The sequence below is a fragment of the Gammaproteobacteria bacterium genome (assembly GCA_014075255.1).
GTDB lineage: Bacteria > Pseudomonadota > Gammaproteobacteria > UBA4575 > UBA4575 > JABDMD01.
This window is the reverse complement of sequence record CP046178.1, coordinates 1,517,118-1,529,214: the sequence shown is the minus strand read 5'-3', so window position 1 is coordinate 1,529,214 and position 12,097 is coordinate 1,517,118. Positions and strand designations below refer to the sequence as shown.

Sequence of the window (12,097 nt, the reverse complement as noted above, 5' to 3'; positions counted from 1 at the left end):
TTCTATTTCGTGTTTGAAAAATCTGATTTAATTTTGCCTAATTGGAAATTTATTCCTATCGGGCTGTTAGTTTTTTTACTTCCTTCAGTAGCGGTAAGCGTAAAGTCAGGAGCTACAAGTGTTTTTTTGCTGATTTTAGTACCAAGTCTAATTTTTGCTTGGATGAGTTTGGAGAAATTATTTAAAGAAGAGAAGTTTTTGCTTTCATGTTTCTTGCTATATGTATTGCTGGTTGGGTTTTCCTTAATAAATAGTAGTGATTTGAATGAGGGGTTTGGGTCATATGAAAGATTTTTAAGATTCGTAGTCTTTATTCCTATGTATATGTTTGTCCGCAAATATAGTCTTGAGCTTGGGCCATGGATTGCATGGGGACTTGTTCTGGGTTGTGCGGTAACTGGTATGGTGGCTATTTATCAACATCATTGGTTGGATGTGGCAAGACCTGGTGGTGCGCGACATTGGTCTAGGTATGGCTTGACTGCGGTAAGTATATTTTTATTATTGAGTCTGGCAATTATTTTCGAGTACCGCAAAACAAAATTTCTTGTCTTGGGTTTAATTTCAGCAGTAATAATTTTATATGCAATCAAGCTAAATCAAACTAGAGCAGCTATGCTTTCAGTAGTCCCATTTATTGGGCTTTTAGGTTTTTATTTCATAAATAAATTTAATAAAAAGACCGCCCTTGTCTTTGCATTGTTTGGTGTTGCGATTGCAGTAGTATTTTTGCATCCGTCTTCTCCAGTTGCGCAGTCATTTCTTCAGGGTATAAATGAATTGCAAAACATGGCTAAAAATCCGAGCGAAAATTATTCTTCTTCATGGGGCTTGAGGCCACATATGATGCATACCGGGGTATTAATATTTTTACAGTCTCCAATTATTGGCACAGGCTTGGGTGACTATGCCTTGGATGCGCAAGCGCTGATGGATAGTGGCAGAACGTATATTAAAGATGGTTGGTTATTAACTTCTCCGCATAATATTTATGTAAGCATTTTGGCAGAAGCAGGCTTGTTAGGGTTTGTCGGATTTATTATGGCAGTTTGTATTGCTCCTATACATTGTTACTGGAAAATATATAAGCAGTATGGTCAAAGCCCTAGAATAGCTTATTTGGTATTATCAGGAGTGACCACTTCTATTTGTTTTCTTTTATTCGGTTTTTTCCATACCTGGATAAATATCAATAACGCGGTTTCTATATTTCTGTTACTTCACTTAGTGTTTTTAAGTAATGCATTTAATCTGATACAAAAAAATAAAGCTGTATAAATTTAAAAGTTATGTTCTGATTAATGACAGTGGATATATCGGTAATAGTTAGCACTTACAATCGACCTGATGCACTACTAAGTGTATTAAATTCCTTGAATGATCAAATGAACTTATCGTTTGAGCTAATAATCGCTGATGATGGTTCTGTCGACGATACGAAAGATATAGTTGCCAGGTTTCAAGAAATAGCAAGATTTAAAATTCAACATGTTTGGCAAGAAGATGATGGGTTTCGCGCTGCACAAATCCGTAATAAAGCAGTTGCAAAAGCAAAAGGAGAGTACCTGATATTTATTGATGGTGACTGTGTAGTTTTCCCTGATTTTATAGAACGGCACGCTCAGTTAGCGGAGCAGGATTATTTTCTAAGAGGAAGCCGTGTAATGATGTCAGAAAGTTATACCCAAGAGTTTGTTGGTTCTGTGCTAGCTCCATCAAAGCTGACATTTACTGACTTGTTGAATCTTTGGAGAATCAAAGACATTAAACGAGTTCTCCCATTAGTACGGTTGCCAATTGGGTGGTTGAGAAAACTAAAAAAGAAAGAATGGTATGGGGTCAAAACCTGTAATCTAGGAATGTGGCGCAAAGATTTCATGGCTGTAAATGGATTTGATGAGCAGTATGTTGGTTGGGGTCACGAAGATGCAGATTTAGCAATTCGACTCATCAATAATGGTGTATATAGAAAAGAGGGTGTTAATGCTGTATCGGTACTACATTTGTGGCATTCTTTGAATGATCGCTCACACCTTGAAGATAATGAGCAAAGGCTTAAAGAGCGTATACAATCAAACGTCACACGTATTGAGAATGGCGTGTCACAGTATTAATTACTTACATTTTACATATGCCAACTTCTTTACCAGATTTCTCAAAGGCTAACATTCTTGTTGCGGGTGATCTAATGTTAGATCGTTACTGGAATGGCGATACACAAAGAATTTCTCCAGAAGCACCAGTGCCTGTGGTGTTGGTCAAAGATTTTGAAGAGCGGCCTGGAGGGGCGGGTAATGTGGCTCGTAGTATCACTGCATTAGGCGGTCAGTGCACACTGGCAGGATTGCTGGGTGAAGATGAGGCTGCAGAGCACTTAGAAAAATTATTGCAGCAGGAAGATGTAGCTCTGCATTGCATAAAAGATCCGTTAGCAAAAACCGTAGCTAAGCTACGTGTTCTCAGCCGCCACCAACAACTAATACGCTTAGATTTTGAAGGTGAGTTTTCAGGAGATAGTGTCAGTAAATTAACTAGCAGGGTTTGTAATGAAATCGAAAGGCACAATGTTCTGATTTTATCAGACTATAAAAAAGGCGCATTAAAGGACATTGCTGAGATTATTAACAAAGCCAACTCTATGGGTACTAGTATCTTTGTGGATCCTAAAGGGGGTGACTTTTCTAAATATAAAAATGTAACCGCAATTACACCTAATCAATCAGAGTTTACAGCTGTAGTTGGGCAAGTTTCCAGTGAGCAAGAATTAGTAGATAAAGGATTAGGCTTGTTAAGCGAGCTAAATCTAAACGCTTTAATCATTACTCGCAGTGAAAAAGGCGTTATGCTTATAGAGAAATCAGGTAAAACTGTGAATATTCCAGCCCGAGCCAAAGAAGTGTTTGATGTAACCGGTGCTGGCGATACATTTATTTCCGTATTAGCGGCCTCTTATGCTGCAGATTCTTCATTCGAAGATGCTGTGAACATTGCTAATGCAGCGGCGAGCGTTGTGGCGGGTAAACTTGGTGCAGCTACGGTAACAAGAAACGAAATTGAACATGAACTCAATAGATCTAGTGAAATTTTAGGCAAGATAATTCCTCAAGATGACTTGATTAAAAAAGTAAAATCTCTTCGAGGTGAAGGAAAAAAAATTGTTATGACCAATGGTTGTTTTGATATTCTGCATTCTGGTCATGTTGAATATTTGTCGAAAGCAAAAGAACTTGGTGATGTATTAATTGTGGCCGTTAATTCTGATCGTTCGGTGAATAAAATTAAAGGTGGTTCTAGACCAATCAATAAAATTAAGGATAGGATGACCGTTTTGTCTAGTTTGCAAGCTGTAAATTGGCTAGTAGAGTTTGATCAAGACACGCCTGAAGAATTAATTCGTGCAATATTGCCGGATGTTCTGGTTAAAGGTGGAGATTATAAGATAGAAGATATTGTTGGTGGTGAATCGGTAACTGCAAATGGTGGTGAAGTTAAGACTATTGAATATGTTCAATCTAGGTCAACTTCTGAGCTTATTTCAAAAATAAAAACTAGTTAATTATTTTCTTTTTTTCTCAAATTTAAACCACTTGGTGAAATTAAACCCACCAAGCATCCAAAATTCTAAAACTATAGCCCATAATTTAGAATGTTTATTTCCCATATAAATCTTTAACATATCTTGCTGGTTTAGTTTGCCTAGTGTGCAACGTCTAAAACAGCGAACATCAAAAAATAGCTTTATATGGCTAGCATTAATTCGAGCATTACTGAACTTATCTAGGTCTATGATAGATATTTGTGCTTGGTTTATTTCATCAGTAGTCAGCTCTGATATCTTTTTGGTAAAGTTTGAAATTAAAAAATTACCAGGGTGAGGGTCGCCTTGTCTGTAGCCTGCGCTATGTATACTTTGCACAACGCGAACTATTTTGTTTGCGAGCACATTCTGTATTTCGTCTAAGCTGGATTTACGTTTAGCGCTCAACTTTTCAGCAAAGCTGTGTACAGTGTTATCAGCTTCGATCATTTCATAAAGATAATAACTTTTTTTAATTAAAAAATAATGCTTTTCGTTCCAGTAGGCTATCGGCTCTGGGCAAGTAATATCATTTTCACGCAAAAGGCATGCGCCAGAAAATGCACGAAAATTATAATCATTAAGTAAGGTGGATAGATATAAGTTAACTCTTCTCGTAAGCTTGTATTGCTTGTCTATTTCGGAAACCTTGAGGATAACTTGTTTATCAAAAATTGGGTGTTGAAAAGTATATAGTTTGTTTCGTTTGCGGGTGTGTCGAAGTAATTGATTACCACCATTTACGAATTTTTCGAAATTCTTGTTTTGAATCCAACTGAGCAAGGTGTTTTTATCTGATATATTAGGGGAAATTGCATAGACGCCACTTTTGCCATCTATATATTTCACAGGTAGTTTTTTAAAAATCATGTTTGTTTTAACAATTTCTTGTATTGGATTATAAGGCAAAATTAAAAACTAACCATGTCCAATCACAATATAAAATTATCTATAATTATTCCCAGTTTTAATTATGCAGACTATATTGACGTAGCGATCAAGTCAGTTATTGATCAAACCATGTCTGCTCACGAAATCATCGTTGTGGATGATGGTTCAACGGATCATACAAGCACGGTAGTAGAGGCTCTGCAGGGCAAGTATTCTAATTCTAATATTTGTTACTTTTATCAAGATAATCAAGGTGTATCCACCGCAAGAAATTATGGATATAAACGATCCAGTGGGGATTATTTACTATTTCTGGATGCGGATGATAAGTTGTTGCCGGGTACTTTGAAGGTTGTTTATGAGGAAATTAGTAATCGATCAGAAATAGATATGATCTTTGGTGGTTATCAAGCTGTAAGCTACAGTGGTGAATTGCGATTACGTACGCCTGTAAAATTAGTAGAGAGCAATTTGGAAAACGTTATAACTCTTCTGAATGGAAAGATGGTTGGTCTACGACCTAGTTCATCAGTGTTAAAGCGATGTGTATTAGATAAGATTAAATTTCCTTTAAAGGTGCATGTGGATGAAGACACTATGTTTTTTAGCCATGTTATGTATCATTATAAATGTGTTTCTATTCCAGACATCTTAGTGGAGATGCCAAGGCATACAGATAGCTTGCGCGAAAACTATCAACGAATTATAGAAACTGGAGTACATGGTGTTGAGGAATTATTTGCGAGCCTGCCTTCTAGCAACGAGCTATTAAAATTAAAAAAGCATGTATTGGTAAAAAGATATTTAAAAGTTGGCAGAATATCTTGTATCAATAAAGATTATAAAATTGCATCACAAAATTATTTAAATGCTGCCAAGCTTGAGCCAAGAGCGGTATTAAATTTGAAGCATTTTCCAAGATTAATGAAAAGTTTAGTGTTGCGTTAGTGTAATAATAGATCGCCTGGATGAGCGCATATCCCTAACAAGAAAAAGTTCCATGGAATCAAAAATAAATTTACCGAATGATATTGAAATTGCTGAGTATATTGGTAGAGGTGGGCGTGCTCACGCATATAACGCATACGTAGATAGCGAGCCGGTAATTATAAAGATCTACCATGAAGAGGTGGCGCAAAAATATGCACATAAATATCAAGTTGATATCGCTAAGTATGAATATGGTAGAAATGTGGCTCTGTATGAGTTGCCGAAAATAAAGCGATATATTGCTAAGCCTTATAGAGTATTTCCACAGGATGGCGAGTTTACTCACTGTATGGTTCAAGAGCGGGTTACGGGACAAATACTAAAACAAGTGATAGTTGAGCTTGGTTGTTTACCTAGTGAAATATTGGAGTCCGGTTACGAAATAGTGCGCGAAGCAGAGGCAAATGGCATACACGATCTAGATATTAGTGTTGGTAATGTGCTTGTAAATAAAGCAAGTGGAAAATGGATTCCTAAGCTGTATGATTTTAATATTATGCCGCAATATCTTTTCCCGCCTAATCCAATTGTTGGGCTTGCATTTAAACTAGGTATCCGAAAAAAATCATTTCGTGACTACCGTAGTTTAAGAAACTGGGATAGAAGGGGTAAGCAAAAAAAATGGATTGGTAGAAATTGAGGTTGCGTAAAATTTATGAGTAAAGATTTACATAAAATAGTTTGGTTGTTGTTACCCATTGTTGTTGCGGTGATGCCTTATATAGCTCGTTTTATAGGCGTGCATACAGATGCATATATGTATGGAGAAAAGGGGATAATCGAAAATATTACAGTGTTATTTTTACTTACTGCAATAATTGCCTGTTTGTTATTTTTATTTGCAAAACAGAGAGTACAGTTTTCTGGCTTGAAGATCTGGATGGTTTTATTTTTACTAGGTGCTATTTATTATGCTGGCGAAGAAATGAGCTGGGGGCAGCACTTTTTTGGCTGGGGTACTCCGCAACAGTGGACTGAGTTTAACGATCAACAAGAAACCAATTTACATAATACTGCTGCTATATTTGATCAAATACCCAGAACTTTATTGTCACTAGCTGCTTTGATTGGTGGAGTGTTAATTCCTATATTTAGAAGGTATAAACATCATATGCCTAATAAAGAGTCATTTTATGATTGGTTGTTGCCGACCTATGTTTGTTTGCCAGCTGCATTACTTTCTTTGTTAGTAAGCTGGCATGAGAAAGTCTATAGGCTGCTTGAAATAGATATCCCAGTTGTCTTGGATATACGTGCGGGTGAAACTAAAGAATGTTTACTCGCACTCTTTATGATGATGTATGCGCTTTCTGTCTGGTATCGCAATCGGAATGTAAGTGGCAAGTAACTTAGTAATCCGCATAAGATTTTTCTTCAACGATCATCGATCCAAGCTTTAGGTTAATTTTTTTCTTCGTATCTGCGCGCTTGTCATTTTGAATATATACAGAGCGAGCTAATTCAATAAATACGTGATCAAATTCTTTATTAGATTCCTTGATACGAATTTTATCTTCAATTTCCCATAGAGCTTTATTATTGTCTTTTAACTCTTTTTTTAGAGCTTCGAGATCTGAATCTTGCGATGTATTTCCCCAAATTTTACTTAAAAGATTCAGTTCTATTGCAACGTTAGCAAGTTTTTCTTCATTTTCAATATTTTCAGATTTAATTTCTAATATTGTGATTTTGTCTAAGAGCTCACCGGGGGAGATTGGTATGTTAATGTTTTCCATATTTGTATATTTAATTATTGCCTTTTGTTTGTCGTTTTACGAGTTGTTCTAGTTTGCATGTAACGTCATCTACGGTGATTAAATCCATAACGCCATCATATTCTAATTTTGTACCCCATTTAAGTTCATTGGCAGGTTTGTTCTTAAATCTTATTGCTGCATCATTATACTTATCTATACACCAATCTTGACTAAGATAGGGGCCACTACGTTTAGGATTGCTTGCTGCATGTAAACCAAGTACGGGGGTGTTAAACCCGGTTGCCATGTGTGCCGGGCCGGAGTCAGGTGTGATAATGGCGTCAGCATATTTTAAAAGCGCAAGAAACTTATTTAAAGTGTCTTTGCCAATCAAATTTGTTGCTCGAGCTTGCATAGATCTTTCAATCTCGATACCTGCTGTTTTTTCTAAATCGGATGGGCCGCCGCATAACATTATATGTGCATCTAATGTTTGAGCTGCGTAATCTGCAACGGCAGCATAACGTGCGTTACTCCAATTGCGTCTTGGGTGGCTTGAGCAAGGGCTGATAATTAAATTAAAACGATTTTTATCGATGTGTTGACTTGCAAAACTTTGAGCGTCATCAGAAATTTCATATTTCCAACTAAGTTCGCGTTCATTTAAGCCAAGATATTCAATAAAGCTAAAAAAACTATCTAAAACATGTTGTTCAGGCGTATCTGAAATACTTTCATCAATAAATAGTGTATGTAGATCTTTTGCGCGTGCTTTGTCGTAACCAAGTTTAAGTTTGGCAGGTATGAGTGTGCTGATAAAATTAGCTCGGAATGATACTTGTGCACAAACCAATACATCAAATAACTGCTTTCTCATCGCTTTAGCAATGGATCGGTAGCTTGCAATAGTATTGGATTTATCGAAAATGATGAAATCGATACCAGGAAGGTCCTTGACTAAATTAGCCTCACTTTTACCAATAACCCAGGTAAGTTTGGTGCTGGGCCAGTATTTTTGCAGGGTATGTACTACTGGGATCATGTGGGTTACATCACCAATTGCGGATAAACGCAGTATGCAAATTGAGTTTGGCGGATGTTTCATTGTGGGGTTAAATCAGTAGAATCAAATACGTAGAATTAGATTTAGAGTCAAAAACAAATATTCAAGATAACGTAATGAAAGATATTGAAGTCAACTATGAGGGTGATGATATCGTTGCCTACAATAAATTACTATTCGAAAGGTTTCCGCAAGCGTTATTTGACCCTGATTTCCTAGAATCTAATTCGCTACTAAGTATTAACAATGCAGAATTGCAGCATGGCAGAGGGGGTATTTATGGTTTTGAATATAATGAAATAAACTTAGTATTGCGTCATTATCGGCGTGGTGGTGTTCCCGCTATATTCATTGATGATAAGTACTTATGGATGACCTTGGCTAAAACCAGAGCCATGCAGGAAATGGAAATATTGTTAACAATGCATGGAGCTGGGCTTCCTGTGCCAATACCTGCGGCAGCGCATATCCATAGAAATGGATTAACGTATCAAGCAGACATCATCACAGTTTTGATACCCAATGCAAAAACACTTAGTTCCCTGCTTGTGGAAGATTCTGTTTCTAGTGAGGAATGGCAGAGAATGGGTCAGATTATCAAAAAATTTCACCATTATAATTGTCATCATGCGGATTTAAATGCACATAATATTATGCTGGATCAGCAAAAAGAGATTTACCTGATCGATTTTGATAGATCGATTATTAAGGCTTCATCAGAAAAATGGAAGATGCAAAATCTAGGCCGACTCAAGCGCTCGCTAGAGAAATTAGCGAATAGCAATAAAGATTTTCATTACCATCCAACAGACTTCTCATCACTAATGCAAGGTTATGCAGATTAAGACTAGGAAAGTGGTTAATTTGATTTTTCTAAGATCGGTTGCAAGTACTCTAAGTAGGCATACAAAACACCTGATTGCTTTTCCATAAAATGCATAGCATTTTTTCCATAATGTTCTCGTTGTAAGTCATCTTTCAATAAGCTGATGAGTTTAGTGCCTAGCTGGTGGTTACCTCTTACTTGTATGAGCGCATCTACTTGTAATAATTCTTTGGTTTCTAGCGCAAAATTATCCGTGTGAGGACCAACAATTATACATTTCCCAAAACTTGCTGGTTCTAATATGTTATGCCCGCCGCGAGTGATAAGAGAGCCGCCTATAAATACTAGCGCAGCTTCGTTAAAAAACACATTTAATTCACCTAACGTGTCTACAATATAAATATCGGTTGCGTCTACAATTTCATCGCGTTGGCTGCGCACAGCAACCTTCATTCCACTGTTTTGAAACTGTTGCGCAAGTTGCTTGCAACGATCTGGATAACGCGGTGCAAAAATAAGCAAATAGTTTTTTCTTTTTAATAACTCAACATGTTCGGCAATCTGCGTTTCTTCGTCTTCGTGGGTAGATGCGGCTAAGAAAAAAGGACGTTTGATGGTGGTGCATGCGAGTTTTTTATGTGCACTTTCGGTTATAGCGTATTTTAAATTTCCAACGGCGTGTGATTTTTCAGTCATTGCGCCGAGTTCTATATATTTATCATGGTCTTCTTTTGAGCGGGCTAATATTAAGCTTATATTTTTGAGTGCACGTGCATATTCACTTTTAATAAATTGGTTTGTTTCAGAAGTTTTGTTTGAGAGCCTGGCATTAATAATTATGATTGGAATTAGTTTATTTGCAGCAGAAGAATAGTAGGTGGGCCATATCTCTGTTTCTAGAATGAGTGTGCAATGTGGGTGAATCTTGTTTAAAAAGCGTTTAACAGAAAAGGCTAGGTCTATAGGTAAATAATGGTGAGTAATATTCTTATGATCGAGTTTATTTACTAATTTTGCTGCAGTAGGCGTGTTTGTAGTTACAACGATATTTTTATCAGGATATTTAGCATGTATAACCTGTATTAGAGGTTTTGCAGTGATAAATTCACCTACCGAAGCACAATGAAAGTGTATGGGGCGTGAGCTAGTTTGCACATACCCAAATCCAAATCGTTGTTTGAAGAAACGCCATCCACCGTCTTTGAACGCGCGATAGGCTACATGAGCCAGTGCGAGAGGGCTTAGCGCTAGAAGTGAAAGTTTGTATCGAGTGCTTGTAGGGTGCAATGTTTTAGCATCTGAAATTAATTTAGCCAACCATCAATCTGAACTAAATCATCAACACTAAGAGTACCTACAGCCTGTTTTAAATTCAATGTATTTAATAAATAATCATAGCGTGCGCGTGAATAATCACGTTTAGCACGGAATGTTTCTCGTAGAGCTAGCAAGACGTCTACCGATGTTCTGGTGCCTACTTGAAAGCCTGCTTCTGCAGCGCGAGCTGCTGCTTCTGTGGATTCAAGCGCTCGTGCAAGCGCTTTTACTCGACTGACGCCAGAAATGACATTTAAGTACGCGTCACGTGTGTTTTTTATGGTTTCTCTGCGTATTTTTTCATGCTCGTTTGTTGAGAGCTCTGCTCTGTAGCGTGCTTGTTTGGTGCGATAGTGTGTGCGGCCGCCCTCAAATATAGGGAAGCTTAATTCAAGACCTATACGTGAATCTTCAGATTCTCGATTCCCTGATAATCCGCCAGTGTCTGTGTCCGTGTGCGTAGCGACAATATCAAGTTTTGGATAGTGCTGAGATTGTTGTAACTTTACTTCTTGTTGCGCAATTTTTCTTGTGTGTTCACTGGATAGTAAAGTTAAATTTTCATTCAAAGCTTTGTTGATCCATTCATCAACATCATTAGGGACAGGGGTAATTAATTGCATACGATCAGACAAAGAATTTAGTTCGCTGGCACGTTCAGCAATAATGACTTCCAGCGAATCTTTAGATATCTCAAATGCATTTTGGGCTTCGATTTCACTGGCTACCGCTAGATCATAAGATGCTTGAGCTTCCTTAACGTCGGTAATGGCAATAAGTCCAACTTCAAATCGCTTTTTAGCTTGTTCAAGTTGACGTTCAATGGCTTCTTTTTCAGATATTCGAAAATTTACATTATCTTGTTCGGCTAGAACGTTAAAGTATGCATCCGCTGTTCGTGTTATTAGTTCTTGATATGAGGCGTCTAAATCAATGCCAGCTCTTGCTACTGACGTTTTCGCCTGGCGTAATTGAACATAGTAATCATGATGGTAAAGCGCTTGGGTGATGCTTAACGTGTAGCCGTGATCATTAAAATCTACTTCTCTGCCAGATACACCAAATGTTGAGCCATCGGTTTCTTGGTTAACATCTGTTGTATTGGCATTAATACTGGCTTGTGGTAATACATTGGCGCGTGCGATGGGTGTTTCTAGTATTTCAGCGTTGTATCGCGATTCAGCAGCATGAATATCAGCATCTTGTTGTTTTGCCATCATGTATACATCCATTAGGCTGAATGCATGTGCTGGGTTAAAAAACGACAATACCAGCATATATATTGTGCTGAGCAGAATGAAATTAGGGAAATTAAGAGTCTTTTTACTTGGAAATTGCATGCCTATGTATCTGTAATTTACGTGATGTATTAAGGGAATATTGAATGATCGGTAGTAATTCATTAGTAGATGGGCATGGTGGTATCTATATCTCGTGCCCAACCGTCAATACCTGTCGATAGATTAATCACTTTTGAATAATTTTGCTGAGCTAAATAGTTTGCTACCGCACGACTGCGTATTCCATGATGGCATATCACAACAATCTCTTCATCTATATCAAATTCACGTAATGCACTGGGTACTTGCCTCATAGGAATTAACTTTGAATTTTTTATATAACAACGTTCAAACTCCCAAGGCTCTCTTACATCTAATAAGATCGGTTGTTTGCTTACTTGTTCGAGATGATCCTGTAATTGTTGGGGGCTGAACTCCTTAAACATAATAAAAAAA

The 12,097-nt window shown here is 37.3% G+C and carries 13 protein-coding genes; 7 read left to right on the top strand and 6 right to left on the bottom strand.

Annotated elements, in window-relative coordinates; all coding sequences use genetic code 11:
* The first annotated feature begins 9 nt into the window (after positions 1 to 9).
* The 3 genes from GKR92_07740 to hldE are packed head-to-tail and all read left to right on the top strand — an operon-like array spanning position 10 to position 3,556.
* Positions 10 to 1,278 carry a hypothetical protein gene (locus GKR92_07740; GenBank protein ID QMU61593.1) on the top strand — a complete coding sequence of 423 codons (1,269 nt, stop codon included), beginning with the start codon at positions 10 to 12 and terminating at the stop codon, positions 1,276 to 1,278.
* A 29-nt stretch (positions 1,279 to 1,307) separates the two neighbouring features.
* Positions 1,308 to 2,114, top strand: coding sequence for a glycosyltransferase (locus GKR92_07735; GenBank protein QMU62743.1), 807 nt, complete (start codon positions 1,308 to 1,310; stop codon positions 2,112 to 2,114).
* A 17-nt stretch (positions 2,115 to 2,131) separates the two neighbouring features.
* Positions 2,132 to 3,556 (top strand): bifunctional D-glycero-beta-D-manno-heptose-7-phosphate kinase/D-glycero-beta-D-manno-heptose 1-phosphate adenylyltransferase HldE, encoded by a 1,425-nt coding sequence (gene hldE / locus GKR92_07730; protein QMU61592.1) that lies wholly within the window; start codon positions 2,132 to 2,134, stop codon positions 3,554 to 3,556.
* Here hldE and GKR92_07725 read toward each other — a convergent pair whose 3' ends face one another.
* Entirely contained in the window at positions 3,557 to 4,447 is an 891-nt protein-coding gene (locus GKR92_07725) for a hypothetical protein (GenBank protein ID QMU61591.1), read from the bottom strand.
* A gap of 54 nt (positions 4,448 to 4,501) precedes the next feature.
* Between GKR92_07725 and GKR92_07720 the strand changes: the two genes are divergently transcribed.
* The 3 genes from GKR92_07720 to GKR92_07710 are packed head-to-tail and all read left to right on the top strand — an operon-like array spanning position 4,502 to position 6,806.
* Complete coding sequence (locus tag GKR92_07720) at positions 4,502 to 5,416, top strand: glycosyltransferase (protein QMU61590.1); 915 nt, start codon at positions 4,502 to 4,504, stop codon at positions 5,414 to 5,416.
* A 52-nt stretch (positions 5,417 to 5,468) separates the two neighbouring features.
* Positions 5,469 to 6,098 (top strand): hypothetical protein, encoded by a 630-nt coding sequence (locus GKR92_07715; GenBank protein QMU61589.1) that lies wholly within the window; start codon positions 5,469 to 5,471, stop codon positions 6,096 to 6,098.
* Between the two features lie 15 nt (positions 6,099 to 6,113).
* Positions 6,114 to 6,806 (top strand): hypothetical protein, encoded by a 693-nt coding sequence (locus tag GKR92_07710; protein ID QMU61588.1) that lies wholly within the window; start codon positions 6,114 to 6,116, stop codon positions 6,804 to 6,806.
* A gap of 1 nt (position 6,807) precedes the next feature.
* Here the strand turns inward: GKR92_07710 and GKR92_07705 are convergent, their stop codons facing one another.
* Entirely contained in the window at positions 6,808 to 7,194 is a 387-nt protein-coding gene (locus GKR92_07705; GenBank protein QMU61587.1) for a hypothetical protein, read from the bottom strand.
* Between the two features lie 10 nt (positions 7,195 to 7,204).
* Positions 7,205 to 8,260 (bottom strand): glycosyl transferase, encoded by a 1,056-nt coding sequence (locus GKR92_07700; GenBank protein QMU61586.1) that lies wholly within the window; start codon positions 8,258 to 8,260, stop codon positions 7,205 to 7,207.
* 74 nt (positions 8,261 to 8,334) lie between these two features.
* On the opposite strand from GKR92_07700, the gene GKR92_07695 reads away from it, so the two are divergent.
* Positions 8,335 to 9,063 carry a 3-deoxy-D-manno-octulosonic acid kinase gene (locus GKR92_07695; protein ID QMU61585.1) on the top strand — a complete coding sequence of 243 codons (729 nt, stop codon included), beginning with the start codon at positions 8,335 to 8,337 and terminating at the stop codon, positions 9,061 to 9,063.
* A 14-nt stretch (positions 9,064 to 9,077) separates the two neighbouring features.
* On the opposite strand, the gene GKR92_07690 is transcribed toward GKR92_07695, so the two are convergent.
* The 3 genes from GKR92_07690 to GKR92_07680 are packed head-to-tail and all read right to left on the bottom strand — an operon-like array spanning position 9,078 to position 12,087.
* Positions 9,078 to 10,361, bottom strand: a complete 1,284-nt coding sequence (locus GKR92_07690; GenBank protein QMU61584.1) for a hypothetical protein — start codon at positions 10,359 to 10,361, stop codon at positions 9,078 to 9,080.
* Positions 10,349 to 11,764 carry a TolC family outer membrane protein gene (locus GKR92_07685; GenBank protein QMU61583.1) on the bottom strand — a complete coding sequence of 472 codons (1,416 nt, stop codon included), beginning with the start codon at positions 11,762 to 11,764 and terminating at the stop codon, positions 10,349 to 10,351. The genes GKR92_07690 and GKR92_07685 overlap by 13 nt, the downstream gene beginning before the upstream one ends.
* Positions 11,764 to 12,087, bottom strand: a complete 324-nt coding sequence (locus tag GKR92_07680; protein ID QMU61582.1) for a sulfurtransferase — start codon at positions 12,085 to 12,087, stop codon at positions 11,764 to 11,766. The genes GKR92_07685 and GKR92_07680 overlap by 1 nt, the downstream gene beginning before the upstream one ends.
* Positions 12,088 to 12,097 lie beyond the last annotated feature (10 nt).